The organism is Streptomyces sp. NBC_00102 (assembly GCF_026343115.1).
Classification (GTDB): domain Bacteria; phylum Actinomycetota; class Actinomycetes; order Streptomycetales; family Streptomycetaceae; genus Streptomyces.
The window spans coordinates 3912196-3928041 of record NZ_JAPEMC010000001.1 but is presented as its reverse complement, the minus strand read 5'-3'; the positions used below and the strand labels follow the sequence as shown (position 1 = coordinate 3928041).

14 protein-coding genes are annotated in these 15846 nt (G+C 71.4%); 7 read left to right on the top strand and 7 right to left on the bottom strand.

Annotation, left to right across the window (positions count from 1 at the left end; translation table 11 throughout):
- The first annotated feature begins 57 nt into the window (after positions 1–57).
- A complete protein-coding gene (locus OHA55_RS17490; protein WP_266707354.1) occupies positions 58–540 on the top strand; it encodes a DUF3180 domain-containing protein in 483 nt (160 codons plus the stop codon).
- Between the two features lie 40 nt (positions 541–580).
- Here the strand turns inward: OHA55_RS17490 and folE are convergent, their stop codons facing one another.
- The 6 genes from folE to dacB all read right to left on the bottom strand — a co-directional run bounded on the left by folE (position 581) and on the right by dacB (position 8239).
- On the bottom strand, positions 581–1195 hold the full coding sequence (folE, locus tag OHA55_RS17485) for a GTP cyclohydrolase I FolE (RefSeq protein ID WP_266707352.1): 615 nt from the start codon (positions 1193–1195) through the stop codon (positions 581–583).
- A gap of 151 nt (positions 1196–1346) precedes the next feature.
- The gene (ftsH, locus tag OHA55_RS17480) at positions 1347–3377 is read right to left on the bottom strand and encodes an ATP-dependent zinc metalloprotease FtsH (protein WP_266707350.1); all 2031 of its coding nucleotides are present in this window, start codon (positions 3375–3377) and stop codon (positions 1347–1349) included.
- A 251-nt stretch (positions 3378–3628) separates the two neighbouring features.
- Entirely contained in the window at positions 3629–4168 is a 540-nt protein-coding gene (gene hpt / locus OHA55_RS17475; protein WP_266710746.1) for a hypoxanthine phosphoribosyltransferase, read from the bottom strand.
- Positions 4169–4269: 101 nt separating this feature from the next.
- Entirely contained in the window at positions 4270–5367 is a 1098-nt protein-coding gene (gene tilS / locus OHA55_RS17470) for a tRNA lysidine(34) synthetase TilS (protein WP_266707349.1), read from the bottom strand.
- Positions 5368–5563: 196 nt separating this feature from the next.
- The gene (locus OHA55_RS17465; RefSeq protein WP_266707347.1) at positions 5564–6706 is read right to left on the bottom strand and encodes a zinc-dependent metalloprotease; all 1143 of its coding nucleotides are present in this window, start codon (positions 6704–6706) and stop codon (positions 5564–5566) included.
- A gap of 48 nt (positions 6707–6754) precedes the next feature.
- Positions 6755–8239 (bottom strand): D-alanyl-D-alanine carboxypeptidase/D-alanyl-D-alanine-endopeptidase, encoded by a 1485-nt coding sequence (gene dacB, locus OHA55_RS17460; RefSeq protein WP_266707346.1) that lies wholly within the window; start codon positions 8237–8239, stop codon positions 6755–6757.
- An 86-nt stretch (positions 8240–8325) separates the two neighbouring features.
- On the opposite strand from dacB, the gene OHA55_RS17455 reads away from it, so the two are divergent.
- Positions 8326–8820 (top strand): inorganic diphosphatase, encoded by a 495-nt coding sequence (locus tag OHA55_RS17455; RefSeq protein WP_266710744.1) that lies wholly within the window; start codon positions 8326–8328, stop codon positions 8818–8820.
- Between the two features lie 231 nt (positions 8821–9051).
- Positions 9052–10761 (top strand): threonine/serine exporter ThrE family protein, encoded by a 1710-nt coding sequence (locus OHA55_RS17450; RefSeq protein WP_266707344.1) that lies wholly within the window; start codon positions 9052–9054, stop codon positions 10759–10761.
- A gap of 107 nt (positions 10762–10868) precedes the next feature.
- Here OHA55_RS17450 and OHA55_RS17445 read toward each other — a convergent pair whose 3' ends face one another.
- Positions 10869–11582: a DedA family protein gene (locus tag OHA55_RS17445; RefSeq protein ID WP_266707342.1), complete on the bottom strand. Its 714-nt coding sequence runs from the start codon at positions 11580–11582 to the stop codon at positions 10869–10871.
- Positions 11583–11728: 146 nt separating this feature from the next.
- Here OHA55_RS17445 and OHA55_RS17440 point away from each other — a divergent pair, with 146 nt between their 5' ends.
- The 4 genes from OHA55_RS17440 to OHA55_RS17425 all read left to right on the top strand — a co-directional run bounded on the left by OHA55_RS17440 (position 11729) and on the right by OHA55_RS17425 (position 15837).
- Positions 11729–12094: a YbjQ family protein gene (locus tag OHA55_RS17440; RefSeq protein ID WP_266707340.1), complete on the top strand. Its 366-nt coding sequence runs from the start codon at positions 11729–11731 to the stop codon at positions 12092–12094.
- A 224-nt stretch (positions 12095–12318) separates the two neighbouring features.
- Positions 12319–13545, top strand: a complete 1227-nt coding sequence (locus OHA55_RS17435) for an ion channel protein (RefSeq protein WP_266710742.1) — start codon at positions 12319–12321, stop codon at positions 13543–13545.
- 181 nt (positions 13546–13726) lie between these two features.
- Complete coding sequence (wrbA, locus tag OHA55_RS17430; protein ID WP_266707338.1) at positions 13727–14350, top strand: NAD(P)H:quinone oxidoreductase; 624 nt, start codon at positions 13727–13729, stop codon at positions 14348–14350.
- 65 nt (positions 14351–14415) lie between these two features.
- The gene (locus OHA55_RS17425; RefSeq protein ID WP_266707336.1) at positions 14416–15837 is read left to right on the top strand and encodes a glutamate decarboxylase; all 1422 of its coding nucleotides are present in this window, start codon (positions 14416–14418) and stop codon (positions 15835–15837) included.
- The last annotated feature ends 9 nt before the right edge of the window (positions 15838–15846 follow it).

The following is a 15846-nucleotide window of genomic DNA, read 5'->3' as shown; positions in this document are numbered from 1 at the left end:
GCTCAGGGCAGACATGACCGCGGGACGGAACGCGGGCGGCGAAGGGCGGCGTGACCGGTGAAGCAACTACGGCTCCGAGTGCTGGCCGGCCTCTTCGCCGCCGCGGGCGTGCTGTCCTGGGCGGCCGCCCGCCTCTGGGACACCCTCGGCACCCTGCCGAGCGTCCCGCTGGCCGCGCCGATCGTCCTCGCGGCCATCGCCGCGATCCTGCTGGCGACGGCCCTCTCGCTGCGCTCCCGGCTCCGCGCCCAGCGCGAGCGCCGCCCCGGGGCCAAGGGCGTCGAACCGCTGATGGCGGCCAGGGCCCTCGTGTTCGGCCAGGCCAGCGCCCTGGTGGCCGCGCTGGTCGCCGGGATGTACGGCGGCACGGCGGTGTTCCTGCTGAGTTATCTGGACCTGGCTCCCCGTCGCGACCAGGCGATCTACGCGGGCGCCGCGGTGGTGGCGTCCTTCGCCGTCATCGCCGCCGCGCTCTTCCTGGAGCACGTCTGCAAGCTCCCCGAGGACCACGACGACGACACGAGCGTGGCCGCGGCCTGAGGGTCGCCCCGCAGGCTCGCGGCCGTGGAGGAGTACCGGGTCAGCGCGCCATGATGAGGCTCATCGCCTCGGCCCGCGTCGCCGGATCGCGGAGCTGCCCGCGCACCGCCGAGGTGATCGTCTTCGCGCCGGGCTTGCGGATGCCGCGCATCGACATGCACATGTGCTCGCACTCGATGACGACGATGACGCCGCGCGGCTCCAGGATCTCCATCAGGGACTCGGCGATCTGCGTGGTCAGCCGCTCCTGCACCTGCGGACGACGGGCGTAGACGTCCACCAGCCGGGCCAGCTTGGAGAGCCCGGTGATCTTCCCCGAGGTCGCCGGGATGTACCCCACGTGCGCGACCCCGCGGAATGGCACCAGGTGGTGCTCACAGGTGGAGAAGACCTCGATGTCCTTCACCAGGACCATCTCGTCGTGCCCCAGGTCGAACGTGGTCGTCAGGACGTCCCGGGCCTCCTGGAAGAGTCCGGCGAAGATCTCCCGGTACGCCCGCGCGACGCGCCCCGGAGTCTCCAGGAGCCCCTCGCGGTCCGGGTCCTCGCCCACCGCTATCAGCAGCTCGCGCACGGCAGCCTCGGCCCGCTTCTCGTCGAACTCGCCATACGGGCCGTTCACGTGCGCGCCGTCCAGCGTCACCGGGTCGGTCATCTGTGCCTCGTTCCTCTGCGCGCCGGCTGCGCGGTGCCTTCACGGCCCAACGAAAAGCCGCGCCCCCACAGGCTAAAACCTGGGGGGCGCGGCATCCATTCCGGTGCGGGTGGGCGGCGGGTGAGGGCCGTCACACCTGGTCGCAATGGGTTCAGCTCTCCGGACGGTCCTCCGAGGAGAGGTCCTTGGCCGGGGCGGCGTCCGAGGAAGCCACCGAGCCGTTGGCACCGGCCGAGCCGTTGGTCAGCGCGAGTTCCTTCGGTGAGAGCACCGGCGGACGCGTCGACGGGGTGCGCCGGGCGGAACCGGTCCACGCCGGGCGGGCCGGGCGCTTCACGATCGGGGCGAAGATCTCCGCGATCTCCTCCTTGCCCAGGGTCTCCTTCTCCAGGAGCTGGAGGACCAGGGTGTCGAGGATGTCGCGGTTCTCGACCAGGATCTCCCACGCCTCGTTGTGCGCGGTCTCGATGAGCTTCTTGACCTCTTCGTCGACGAGCGCGGCGACCTCTTCCGAGTAGTCGCGCTGGTGACCCATCTCGCGGCCCACGAAGGGCTCGGTGTTGTCACCGCCGAACTTGATCGCGCCGAGCCGCTCGGTCATGCCGTACTGCGTCACCATCGCGCGGGCCGTGGCACTGGCCTTCTCGATGTCGTTGGCGGCACCGGTGGTCGGGTCGTGGAAGACCAGCTCCTCGGCCGCGCGCCCGCCCAGCATGTACGCGAGCTGGTCGAGCATCTCGTTGCGCGTCGTGGAGTACTTGTCCTCCTCCGGGAGCACCATCGTGTAACCGAGGGCGCGGCCGCGGGAGAGGATCGTGATCTTGTGCACCGGGTCCGACTGGGGGGAAGCCGCCGCGACCAGGGCGTGTCCGCCCTCGTGGTACGCGGTGATCTTCTTCTCCTTCTCGGACATGATCCGGGTCCGCTTCTGCGGTCCGGCCACGACGCGGTCGATCGCCTCGTCCAGGGTGGAGTTGTCGATCAGCTTCTTGTTGCCGCGCGCCGTGAGGAGCGCCGCTTCGTTCAGCACGTTCGCCAGGTCGGCGCCGGTGAAGCCGGGGGTACGTCGGGCGACGGCGTTCAGGTCGACGTCGTCGGTGACCGGCTTGCCCTTCTTGTGCACCTTGAGGATCTCCAGGCGCCCCAGCATGTCCGGGCGGTCCACGGCGATCTGACGGTCGAACCGGCCCGGGCGCAGCAGCGCGGGGTCGAGGATGTCCGGCCGGTTGGTCGCGGCGATCAGGATCACGCCGCCCTTGACGTCGAAGCCGTCCATCTCGACGAGCAGCTGGTTGAGCGTCTGCTCGCGCTCGTCGTGACCGCCGCCCATACCGGCACCGCGGTGCCGGCCGACGGCGTCGATCTCGTCGACGAAGACGATCGCCGGGGCGTTCGCCTTGGCCTGCTCGAAGAGGTCACGGACCCGGGAGGCACCGACACCGACGAACATCTCGACGAAGTCGGAGCCGGAGATCGAGTAGAACGGCACGCCCGCTTCGCCGGCGACGGCGCGTGCGAGCAGCGTTTTGCCCGTACCGGGCGGCCCGTAGAGCAGGACGCCCTTCGGGATCTTGGCGCCGACGGCCTGGAACTTCGCCGGCTCCTGGAGGAACTCCTTGATCTCCTGGAGCTCTTCGACGGCCTCGTCCGAGCCCGCCACGTCGGCGAACGTCGTCTTCGGCGTGTCCTTGGTGATCAGCTTGGCCTTGGACTTGCCGAACTGCATGACCTTGGAGCCGCCACCCTGCATCTGGTTCATCAGGAACAGGAAGATGACCACGATGAGGACGAAGGGCAGGAGCGACAGCAGGATCGAGAGGAACGGCGACTGCTTCGACGGCGAGACGGTGTAACCCTTCTCGATGTCACCGCTCTCGAACTTCTGCTGCAGCGTGTCGGCGAGGTCGACGCCCTGGCTGCCGATGTAGCTGGCCTGGAACTTGCTGCCGGACTCGCCCTTGAGCTTCTGGCCGTCCTTCAGCTCGATCTTGAGGATTTGTTGGTCACCGGTGGTCAGCTTGGCCGACTCCACCTGGTTCTTGCTGATCGCCTGGACCACCTTGGCGGTGTCCACCGTCTTGTAGCCGCCGGACGAGCCGACGACCTGCATCAACACGACCACGGCGAGGACGGCCAGCACGATCCACATGACCGGCCCACGGAAGTATCGCTTCACGTCCATCCATACGGAGCGAAGTCGCCCCGTCCCTCCTGCCCGTAGGTAAATGCTGCTGTGAGATTGAGAATGCTCTTCGGACCGTACCCCAGCATTGTGGCCTTCGACCGCCGAGGACGTACCGGAAACCCTTATTCGAGACCTTCAACGGCGGGAGCGCGGTAAGGGTTCCCGGCGCCCCCGTGTTCCGGGAACGGCCCCGGCCGCCGTGCGGCGGGGGCCTTCTCCCGACGGGCTCTCAGCCTCCCGACGGGCTCTCAGCCGCCGTAGACGTGCGGGGCGAGGGTGCCGACGAACGGGAGGTTGCGGTACTTCTCCGCGTAGTCCAGCCCGTAGCCGACGACGAACTCGTTGGGGATGTCGAAGCCGATCCACTTCACGTCGATCGCGACCTTGGCGGCGTCCGGCTTGCGCAGCAGGGTGCAGACCTCCAGGCTCGCCGGCTCGCGCGAACCCAGGTTGGAGAGCAGCCAGGAGAGCGTCAGCCCGGAGTCGATGATGTCCTCGACGATCAGGACGTGCTTGCCCTTGATGTCGGTGTCCAGATCCTTGAGGATGCGGACGACACCGGAGGACTGGGTGCCCGCGCCGTACGAGGAGACGGCCATCCAGTCCATGGTGGCGGGGGTGGAGAGCGCGCGGGCCAGGTCGGCCATGACCATCACCGCGCCCTTGAGGACCCCGACGAGGAGCAGATCCTTGCCCGCGTACTCCGCGTCGATCTTCGCGGCCAGCTCGACGAGCTTCGCGTCGATCTGTTCCTTCGTGAGGAGCACCGACTGAAGGTCGCTGCCCATGTCCTTCTCGTTCACCCGCGTCTCTTTCTTAGCCCGCCCGGCCCGGTACGTGTCACCCGGGCCCGGCCGGCCGTCTCGCCTGCACTTCAGCCGCTTGCTCTTCAGCTCTGCCGGATGACCAGTCTGCCACCCTGACGCCGGGCTTCGACGCGGCCGGGCAGGTTGAGGGCGCGCTGGCCCCGCCAGCCGGTGATGAGCCGGTCCACTTCCTCGACGTGCCGGGCGAAGAGCGAACCGGCCGGGGCACCCGCCTCGATGACGGCGCGGCGCAGCACCCGGCGGCGTACGGCGGGCGGCAGCGCCCAGAGCTTGGCGCAGTCCAGCTCGCCGTCGTCGTCGCGTACGGCGCGCTCGGCCTCGGCGGCCCAGCCGTCCAGGGCGTCGGCGTCGTCCCGGGAGAGCTGGGCCGTACGGGCGAGTGCCTCGACGACGCCCTTGCCGAGGGCTTTCTCCAGGGCGGGCAGGCCCTCGTGGCGGAGGCGGGAGCGGGTGTAGGCGGGGTCGGCGTTGTGCGGGTCGTCCCAGACGGGGAGGGACTGGACGAGGCAGGCCTTGCGGACGGTCTGGCGGTCGAGCTGGAGGAAGGGGCGGCGGTAGCGGCCGGCCGGCCCGGAGGCGGCGGCCATGCCGGAGAGCGAGCGGATGCCGGAGCCCCGGGCGAGCCCGAGCAGCACCGTCTCGGCCTGGTCGTCACGGGTGTGCCCGAGCAGGATCGTGACGGCGCCGTGGCGCTCGGCGGCGGCGTCGAGCGCGGCGTAGCGGGCGTCGCGGGCGGCGGCCTCGGGGCCGCCTTCGCGTCCGACGTGGACGGCGACGGCCTCGACGGGGTCGAGGTCCATGGCGGTCAGCCGGGTGACGACCTCGGCGGCGCGCAGTCCGCTGCCGGTCTGGAGGTTGTGGTCGACGGTGATGCCGCCGGCCCGTACGTCGAGTTTGCGGGCCTCGAAGGCGAGGGCCGAGGCGAGCGCCATGGAGTCGGCGCCGCCGGAGCAGGCCACCAGGACGAGGGGCCGGGGCGGGACGGCGGGCCGTTCGGCGAAGGCCGTCCGTCCGGCTCCGCCGGCTTCGGCGAGGAGGTGGTTTCCGGGACGGCCGGGGTGGAGACCCTGGCCGGCACGGAGGGTGTGTTCGGTGAGTACGTCGTGGAGTACGCGGCGGACCGCCAGGCGTATCGCCGCGACCGCAGGATGGGGACCCATGTCCGGTGCCCTTCTGGAGTTCTGGGAGGTACCTCCGAGCGGTGGGACGGCGACGTGCCCTCCCCGGCGTCACTCAGAGTGCGTCGATGGTGACAGAGGCAAGCTGTTCATCGAGCATTGCACGGCTTCCCATGCCCTCATGGTCCCTCGGATGGGTGATTGGTGGACCTTTATCCGGCCATGGGCTCCGTCAAGATCACGAATCTGCCTTACGGTGCACGCGCGCGACCCAGTCGGCGGGGCTGGCGATCTCGGCCTTCGTCGGGAGGGTGTTGGGCGAGGTCCACACCCGGTTGAACCCGTCCATGCCGACCTCGGCGACCACGGCGCTCACGAACCGCTCCCCGTCGCGGTACTGACGGAGCTTCGCGTCCATGCCGAGCAGTTTGCGCAGGGCCAGGTCGAGGCGGCCCGCGCCGCGCGCCCGGCGCTGCTGGAACTTCTCGCGGATCTCGGCGACCGAGGGGACCACGTCGGGTCCGACACCGTCCATGACGAAGTCGGCGTGCCCCTCCAGCAGGGACATCACGGCGGTGAGCCGGCCGAGGATCTCGCGCTGGGCGGGGGTCTGGACGAGTTCGACGAGGCTGCGTCCGCCGCCCTCGCCCCGCTCTCCCTCGGGCCGCCCGCCGACGAGCGACTGCACGGCCTCGCGCAGCTGGTCCACGAAGGTGGCGGGGTCCACGTCGGTCTCGTCCAGGAAGGACTGGATCTCGCCCCGGAGGTGGTCGCGGAGCCACGGCACCCCGGTGAACTGGGTGCGGTGGGTCTCCTCGTGGAGGGCCACCCAGAGCCGGAAGTCGTGCGGGTCCACGTCGAGTTCGCGTTCGACGTGGACGATGTTCGGGGCGACGAGGAGCAGCCGGCCGCCGCCCTGGTCGAGGGCGGGCAGCTCGCGGCTCGCGGGGGCGAAGGTCTCGTACTGGCCGAGCACGCGGGAGGCGAGGAAGGACAGCAGCATGCCGAGTTCGACGCCGGTCACCTTGCCGCCGAGGGCCCCGACGACGCTCTGGCCGGGTCCGCTGCCGCGCCGCTCCTGCATCTTGGCGAGCAGCGGGCGCAGGAGTTCGCGGAACCCGGCGACGTTGGCCTTGATCCAGCCGGCCCGGTCCACGACGAGGACGGGGGTGTCGGCGGGGACGGGGGCCCCGGGGCCCTCGGGGATCATCCGGGTGAAGGAACGGACGTGCTCTTCCGAGGCCTTGGCGTGGCGGCGCAGCTCCGCGACGACGGCACGCGCCTCCTCGCGGTCGATCTCGGGACCCGGCCGTACGAGCCGGGTCGCGGTCGCCACCGCGAGATTCCAGTCGACCATCTCGGCACCACCGATGCTCGTCATGCGTCAACCGTACGTGAGGCGGCGCCCCCGTGGTGGGGCGTCGAGGTCCTAACCCGCGCTGCCGGCCAGGGCGGTGGCGAGGTCGTCGAGGGCCTTCTCGGCGTCGCCGGGAGAGGTGGTGCCGGAGGTGAGGAAGGCGAAGGAGAGCAGCCGTCCACCGGCGTCCACGACGGTGCCGGCCAGGGCGTTGACGCCGGTGAGGGTGCCCGTCTTGGCCCGTACGAGTCCGGCACCGCCCGACTTCTCGCCGTACCGGCCGACGAGGGTGCCGCTGAAGCCGGCCACCGGCAGTCCGGTGAGAACGGGGCGCAGCTCGGGGTGGGCGGGGTCGGCGGCGCGGGCGAGCAGGCCCGCGAGCAGGGCGGCGGACACCTTGTCGTTCCGGTCGAGTCCGCTGCCGTCGCCGAGCCGGGCGCCGGTGACCGGCATGCCGATCTTCTTCAGCTGGGCGGTGACCGCGCCGCGGGCTCCGGCGAAGCTGGCCGGGCGCCCGGCGCCGAGGGCGGTCTGCCGGGCGAGGGCCTCGGCTAGGTCGTTGTCGCTGTTGGTGAGGGTGCGTTCGACCAGCGCGGAGAGCGGCTCGGAGCGGTGGGTGGCGAGGGTGGTCGCCTTGGCGGCGGGACGGTGGGAGCGCGGTTCGCCCGTCGTGGTGACGCCCGCGTCCTTCAGGTATCCGGCGAAGGTGCGGGCGGCGTCGGCGGCGGGGTCGCCGGAGCGTGCGGCGGGCCCGTGGTCGCTCGTGTCGAGGCGGCCCTCGCGGACCATCAGCGCGCTGACCGGGGCGATGTTGTCGTTGGGGCCGATGGGGTGGCGGGAGGGCCCGGAGTAGGCGGAGGCGTCGTACGACAGTGCGACCTTCCGCACCTTCCGGTCCGTCAGGGCCTTCGCGGTGGACCGGGCCAGCGCGCGCAGCCCGGCCTCGTCCAGGGTGGGGTCGCCGCCGCCGACCAGGGTGACGGCGCGCAGGTCGGGAGAGGCGCGCACGGTGGTGTCGATGCGGTGGTCGGGGCCGAGCGCGGAGAGCGCGGCGACCGTGGTGGCGAGCTTGATGGTCGAGGCCGGGGTCATCGGCGTGCCGGCGGCGCGGGCGTAGATCTGCTTGCCGGTGGCGGTGTCGACGACGACCGCCGTCGTACGGGTGCCGAGCGCGGACGCCTTCATCAACGGGTCCAGCGCCTTGGCCGGCGCGAGCGCCGTCCCGGCCGCCGCGGGACCGGTGCCGGTACCCAGTGCGGCGAGCACCGCGGCGGCGCTGGGGGCCGGAGCGGGCTCGGCGGGGCCCGCCGCGGAACTCCGGTGAGCTGTGTCACCTGTCCGGCCCTGGTCGGCGGCGCGGGCGCGTTCGGCCTTACGCTGACCGTTGTCCCAGGGGCCGGCGGCGAACACGGCGCCGGCGGCGACCACCAGGCCGACGACCGCGGAGCCTGCGACGAGCCGCCAGTTGCCCGGCAGGGCCGGTTTTCCGGCCAGGCCCTTCAGCTTGCCCCAGGGGTCCGACGGTTCCTGCGACGGTTCATCCACCGGCTCGGCCACCGTTGACCAGCCCCTTTCGCGAGCACACATCTGCGTGGGGGACACTTAACCACCAGTCGTATGTGTTGATCATGGAGGAGCCACCCGTGGAGTTCGACGTCACCATCGAGATCCCGAAGGGTTCGCGGAACAAGTACGAGGTGGACCACGAGACCGGTCGGATCCGCCTGGACCGTCGACTCTTCACCTCGACCAGCTACCCGGCCGACTACGGCTTCGTCGAGAACACCCTCGGCGAGGACGGCGACCCGCTGGACGCGCTGGTCATCCTGGACGAGCCGACGTTCCCCGGATGCCTCATCAAGTGCCGCGCCATCGGCATGTTCCGCATGACGGACGAGGCCGGCGGCGACGACAAGCTGCTGTGCGTCCCCGCCTCGGACCCGCGCGTCGAGCACCTGCAGGACATCCAGCACGTGTCGGAGTTCGACCGCCTGGAGATCCAGCACTTCTTCGAGGTCTACAAGGACCTGGAGCCCGGCAAGTCCGTCGAGGGCGCCGACTGGGTCAACCGCGCCGCGGCCGAGGCCGAGATCGAGGCCTCGTACAAGCGTCTGCAGGACCAGGGCGGCGCGCACTGACGCGGTCCCTCTCCCGGGGCCCACGGCCCCTTCCGGTTCCGCTTCCGTACGGTCGCGGGACCGGGGACGTCACGGTGACCCGAGGGTCCCCGTGACGGACCGAGGACAGCGTGGACGGGCGGTACACCTCATCGGTGTGCCGCCCGTTTCGCGTGCGGGTCCCTTGACCGTGCCCATACTGGGCAGGAGTGCGGCCAGGACTCATCGGGCCAGGAAGAGCGAGGTCAGGCAGTGGCGGAACAGGGCGGTCCGGAGGACCAGAAGCCCCAGTCCGACGAGGCGCACAGTGCGTTCACCGCGCCCGCCGGGGTGGAGCAGCCCACGCTGCCGCTCGAAGACGACCAGCCGACCTCGGAGTTCGCGGTACCGGCCGGGGTGCAGCCGGAGCCGGGTGGGCCGGGTTCCGCTTCCGGTCCGGGCCGGGCGGGCAGGAACCTCTCCGACTCGGACACCGGCGCCTCGGCCTTCACCCCTCCGCGGGTGTACGACGCGAGCCAGACACCCGCCTTCACCCCGGCGCAGGGCATTCCGATGGTCCGGCTGACCAAGGAGGCTCCCTGGCAGGACCGGATGCGCACGATGCTCCGGATGCCGGTCACCGAGCGGCCCGCGGCGGAGAGCGTCCAGCGGACGGACGACTCGGGGCCGGCCGTGCCGAGGGTGCTCGACCTGACGCTCCGTATCGGCGAGCTGCTGCTGGCCGGGGGCGAGGGGGCCGAGGACGTGGAGGCCGCGATGTTCGCGGTGACGCGTTCGTACGGCCTCGACCGGTGCGAGCCCACCGTCACCTTCACGCTGCTCTCGATCTCGCACCAGCCCTCGCTGGTCGAGGACCCGGTCACGGCGAGCCGGACGGTGCGCCGCCGGGGCACCGACTACAACCGGCTGGCGGCCGTCTTCCGGCTGATCGACGACATCACCACGGAGGACGTGGACGTCTCCCTGGAGGAGGCGTACCGGCGGCTGGCGGAGATCCGCCGCAACCGCCACCCCTTCCCCGGCTGGGCGCTCACGGCTGCGGCCGGGCTGCTCGCCGGGGCGGCCTCGGTGCTGGTCGGCGGTGGCGTGGTGGTGTTCTTCGTGGCGGCGGCGGGCGCGATGCTCGGCGACCGGCTGGCCTGGCTCTGCGCGGGGCGCGGGCTGCCGGAGTTCTACCAGTTCACCGTCGCCGCGATGCCGCCCGCCGCACTCGGGGTGGCGCTGACGCTCACCCACTGGTCGGATGTGCGACCGTCCGCGGTGATCACCGGTGGTCTCTTCGCGCTGCTGCCCGGGCGGGCCCTGGTGGCGGGCGTGCAGGACGGGCTGACCGGCTACTACATCACCGCCGCCGCGCGCCTGCTGGAGGTCATGTACTTCTTCATCGGGATCGTGGTCGGGGTGCTGGTGGTGCTCTATCTGGGGCTCCAGCTGGGCGCGACACTCAATCCGGAGGAACGTTTCGTCGCCCACGACCGGCCGGTGCTCCAGATCCTGGTGTCGATGGCGCTGAGCCTGGCGTTCGCGATCCTGCTCCAGCAGGAGCGGTCCACCGTGCTCGCGGTCACCCTGAACGGCGGGGTCGCCTGGATCATCTACGGGGCGATGGCCCGCACCGGCGAGCTCTCGCCGGTCGCGGCGACGGCAGTGGCGGCCGGGCTGGTGGGCCTGTTCGGCCAGCTCTTCTCGCGCTACCGCTACACCTCTTCGCTGCCGTTCATCACGGCGGCCATCGGCCCGCTGCTGCCCGGTTCGGCGACGTACTTCGGGCTGCTCGGCGTGGCCCAGGGCGAGCTGGACCGGGGACTCGCGTCGCTCTCCACGGCGGTGGCCACGGCCCTGGCCATCGCGATCGGGGTGAACCTCGGGAGCGAGATCTCCCGGCTCTTCATGCGGGTACCGGGACTGGAGACGGGCGCGGGCGCGGGCCGCAGGGCCGCCAAGCGCACCCGCGGCTTCTGAGGCGGCCCGGAGCTTCGCGGGGTCTCGCCCACCCCGTACACGCGTACGGCGCCCGTCCCGTGACCGGGAGGGGCGCCGTACGCCGTGTGCGGGTGGGCGGGCGGGCGTCAGCGCTTGGCGTGACGGCCGCGGCGGCCGGCGGCCGGGCCGCCGCCGGGGGTGTGGTCGTCGTCGTCCTCGTCGCGGGCCGCAGCGGCCTTCTTCGCCTTGGAGCGGGCCCGGAGGAACTCGATCGCGATCGGCACCACGGAGATGAGCACGATCAGGACGAGCATCGCCTCGATGTTCTCGTGCACGAACTCGATCTTGCCGAGCACCGCTCCGAGCACGGTCACGCCGACGCCCCAGAGGACGCCGCCGATGATGTTGAAGATGAGGAACGAGCGGTAGTTCATCCGGCTGACACCGGCGATGATCGGCGTGAAGGTGCGGACCACCGGCACGAAGCGGGCGAGGATCAGCGACTTCGGACCGTACTTCTCGAAGAACTCGTGCGCCTTCTCGACGTTCTCCTGCTTGAAGAGCCTGGAGTCCGGCCGGTTGAAGAGGGCCGGGCCCACCTTCCGGCCGAAGAGGTAACCGACCTGGTCCCCGACGATCGCGGCGATCCCGATCAGCACGCAGACCAGCCAGAGCGGGTAGCGGAGCTGCCCGGTGGTGACCAGCAGGCCCGTGGTGAACAGGATGGAGTCGCCGGGCAGGAAGAACCCGATCAGCAGTCCGGACTCGGCGAACACGATGAGGAGGACACCGGGGAGTCCGAAGGTGTTGATCAGATAGTCCGGGTCCAGCCAGCTCGGGCCGAGCGCAAGCGTATTCAAGGGTCCGGGCTCCAGGATCGTTCGATGGGCGGCTGCGTGGCGCCCCAAGCTATCAACGCCCCGGAGGTGCTCCGGGTTCCAGTGGGCGCAGTGAGCGTGCGCACGACACCAACCGGGGCAAAGCTGGACCCCAGGAGGTGTCACCCATGGGCATCGAGGATTACGGCGGCGGCCAGAGCGACCACGCGGACGTGCTCGTCGTCACCACGAACGACGTGCCCGGACACCAGGTGACCCGGGTGATCGGCGAGGTGTTCGGGCTGACCGTGCGCTCCCGCCACCTGGGCAGCCAGATCGGCGCCGGGCTGAAGTCGATGATCGGCGGCGAGCTGAAGGGCCTGACCAAGACCCTGGTCGAGACCCGCAACGAGGCGATGGAGCGCCTCGTCGAGCAGGCGAGGGCGCGCGGCGCCAACGCGGTGCTGATGATGCGCTTCGACGTCTCCGAGGCGGCGGACGTGGGCACCGAGGTCTGCGCGTACGGGACGGCCGCGGTGATCAGCGAGCTGTGACGGGCCGGGCGGGGAGCCGCCCGGGACCAGCCGTGCGGGCTATGCGCGCTATGCGGGTCATGCGCCATATGCACGTTGCGCGGCATGTGCGTGGATAGGGTGAGCCGGTGGCTCCCTCCCCCGCGTCGCGCCCCTCTCCCGGCTCCCCCGGCTCCCCGGACGCACCGGGCCCCGCGGCCCCCGCCGGTCACGTCCCGGAACCCGCCCCCACTCCCGCCCGGCGGCTGCTGCCCGTCGTGCTGCCGGCGCTGGTGGTGGGCGTCGCCTCGGCGCTGATCCTGCTCGGGGTGAGCCTGCTGGCCGAACGGTTCCAGGACGTGCTCTGGGAGAGCCTCCCGGACGCGCTCGGGATCGGCCGGTTCTCCTCGCTCTGGATGATCGTCATGCTCACCGCGACCGGTGTCGCGGTGGGCATCACCGTCCACCTGGTGCACGGCCACGCGGGCCCCGATCCGGCCACCATGGGACTGGTCGGCGCCCCGCTCTCCCCCGGGGTCGTACCGGGGCTGCTCCTGGTCACCGTGCTGGCGCTGGCGGGCGGGGTGAGTCTCGGGCCGGAGAACCCGATCACGGAGGCGAACATCGCGCTCGCCTTCTGGCTGGGCCGGCGGGTCGCCCCCGGCTCACCGGTCGAGCTCTGGGTGGGGCTCGCCGCGGCGGGCACGATCGGCGCCCTGTTCGGCACCCCGGTCGCCGCCGCCCTGATCCTCTCCGAGGTCCTCGCCTCCCAGCCCGGCCCCGGGGCGCTCTGGGACCGCCTCTTCGGCCCGCTCGCGGCGGGTACGGCGGGGGCGCTGACCATGTCGCTGGCCGAGCACCCCAGCTTCGACCTCTCGCTGCCCGACTACACCCACACCGGCTGGGGCGACCTGCTCGCCGCACTGGTGATCGCCTCGGCGGGAGCGGCGCTGGGCATGGCCGGGGTACTGGCCGCACCGTGGACGCACCGGGCCTTCAAGGCACTGCGGCACCCCGTGCTCTCCCTCGCCGTCGGCGGGCTCGTACTGGGGCTGCTGGGGGCGCTGGGCGGCCATCTGACCCTCTTCAAAGGTCTGGAGGAGGTCAAGGAGCTGGCCGCGTCGCCCGACGGCTGGTCGGCCGGGGAGTTCGGGACGATGGCGGTGGTGAAGATGGCGGCGCTGGTGGTGGCCGCCACCTGCGGCTTCCGGGGCGGCCGGATCTTCCCCGCGGTCTTCGCCGGGGCGGCCCTGGGGCTCTGCGCGCACGCGCTGGTCGACGCGGTGCCGCCCGCGCTCGCCGTCGCCTGCGCGGTACTGGGCCTGCTCCTCGCCGTCACCCGGCAGGGCTGGCTCAGCCTCTTCACCGCCGCGGTCCTGGTGAGCGACATGACGGTGCTGCCGGTGCTCTGCGTGGCGACGCTCCCCGCGTGGCTGCTGGTGACCGGGCGGCCCCAGATGCAGTTGCGCGAGGACGGTACGGCGCTGCGGTGAGCGGCGGGGCGGGCCGTGCGCCCGGCCCGCCCGAACCGCCCCGGCACCGGCCCCGGCCCCGCCCCACCGGACGTGCCGAATGGGCTATTTGTCCGTATCGTCACATGCGTACGGCCTCTCGGAGCCGCACGAGAACTCCACGCCGTACGGCCCGCGTCACCCGAAGCCCGGAGGATCTCGTATGTCCACGCCCGTCAATGTCGCCGTCGTCTACTACTCCTCGACCGGCACCATCGCGACGATCGCCAAGGCCCTCGCCGAGGACGCGGAGAAGGCCGGCGCCGACGTACGGCTGCGCAGGGCGGCCGAGCTCGCCCCGCAGGCCGCCATCGACTCCAACCCCGCCTGGGCCGCGAACGTACGGGCCACCGCCGACATCGCGGAGGTCGTCGCCGACGACATCGTCTGGGCCGACGCGGTGATCTTCGGTTCGCCGACCCGGTACGGGAACCTCGCCGCCCAGCTCAAGCAGTTCATCGACACCCTCGGCGGGCTCTGGCAGGCCGGTGCGCTGGCCGACAAGGTCTACAGCGGCTTCACCTCCAGCGCCACCGCGCACGGCGGCCAGGAGTCCACGCTGCTCGCGCTCTACAACACCATCCACCACTTCGGCGGCATCCTCGTCGCCCCCGGGTACACCGACCCGTCGAAGTTCGTCGACGGCAACCCGTACGGCACCTCGCACGTGGCCGGTCAGGGCGACATCCCTGTCGGCGAGCAGACGCTGACGGCGGCGCGTGTGCAGGCCGAGCGGGTCGTGAAGTTCACCCGGGCCATCAAGGCGGGACTCGCCGCCGAGGGCTGACCCCGGCGAACGGACACGACGGGAGCCGGCCCCCGGGGGCCGCAAACCGAGAGGACGTACGGCGCATGGCGCTCCACAAGGGATCACACGGCAGCGACGACTCCCGCAAGGGCCGCAAGCTGGCCCTCAACCCCTTCTTCGGAGAAGCCGATCCGACGGCGGGCATGACCTCGGCGCCGCCGACGCACCGGCTCCCGGACGGTCCGCTCCCGCCGTCCACCGCGTACGGGCTCGTCCACGACGAGCTGATGCTCGACGGCAACTCCCGGCTCAACCTCGCCACCTTCGTCACCACCTGGATGGAACCCCAGGCCGGGGTGCTGATGGCGGAGTGCCGGGACAAGAACATGATCGACAAGGACGAGTACCCGCGCACCGCCGAGCTGGAGCGCCGGTGTGTCGCGATGCTCGCCGACCTGTGGAACGCCCCCGACCCCACCAACGCCGTGGGCTGCTCCACGACCGGCTCCAGCGAGGCCTGCATGCTCGCCGGTCTCGCGCTGAAGCGGCGCTGGGCGGCGAAGAACCCCGACCGCTATCCGGCCACCGCGCGGCCCAACCTGGTGATGGGCGTCAACGTGCAGGTGTGCTGGGAGAAGTTCTGCAACTTCTGGGAGGTGGAGGCCCGGCTCGTCCCCATGGAGGGCGAGCGCTTCCACATCGACCCGCAGGCGGCCGCCGACCTCTGCGACGAGAACACCATCGGGGTCGTCGGCATCCTCGGTTCCACCTTCGACGGCTCCTACGAGCCGATCGCCGGCATCTGCGAGGCGCTGGACGCCCTCCAAGAACGCACCGGCCTCGACATCCCGGTCCACGTCGACGGCGCCTCGGGCGCCATGATCGCCCCGTTCGTCGACGATGACCTGGTGTGGGACTTCCGGCTCCCCCGCGTGGCCTCGATCAACACCTCGGGCCACAAGTACGGCCTGGTCTACCCCGGCGTCGGCTGGGCGCTCTGGCGTACGCCCGAGGACCTCCCCGAGGAGCTCGTCTTCCGGGTCAACTACCTCGGCGGCGACATGCCCACCTTCGCGCTGAACTTCTCCCGGCCCGGCGCCCAGGTCGTCGCGCAGTACTACACCTTCCTGCGGCTGGGCCGGGAAGGCTACCGCGCCGTCCAGCAGACCTCGCGGGACGTGGCGCGGGGCCTCGCGGAACGGATCGAGGCCCTGGGCGACTTCCACCTCCTCACCCGGGGCGACGAACTCCCGGTCTTCGCCGTGACGACCACGCCGGACGTGAAGGCGTACGACGTCTTCGACGTCTCCCGACGGCTTCGCGAGCGCGGCTGGCTGGTGCCCGCGTACACCTTCCCGGCCAACCGGCAGGATCTGTCGGTGCTGCGGTTCGTCTGCCGCAACGGCTTCTCGTCCGACCTCGCCGAACTCCTGCTGGAGGACCTGCGGTCACTCCTGCCCGAACTCAGGGAACAAGCACACCCGCTGAGCCGCGACAAGAATGCCGGAACATCGTTCCACCACTGAACGGCCCAC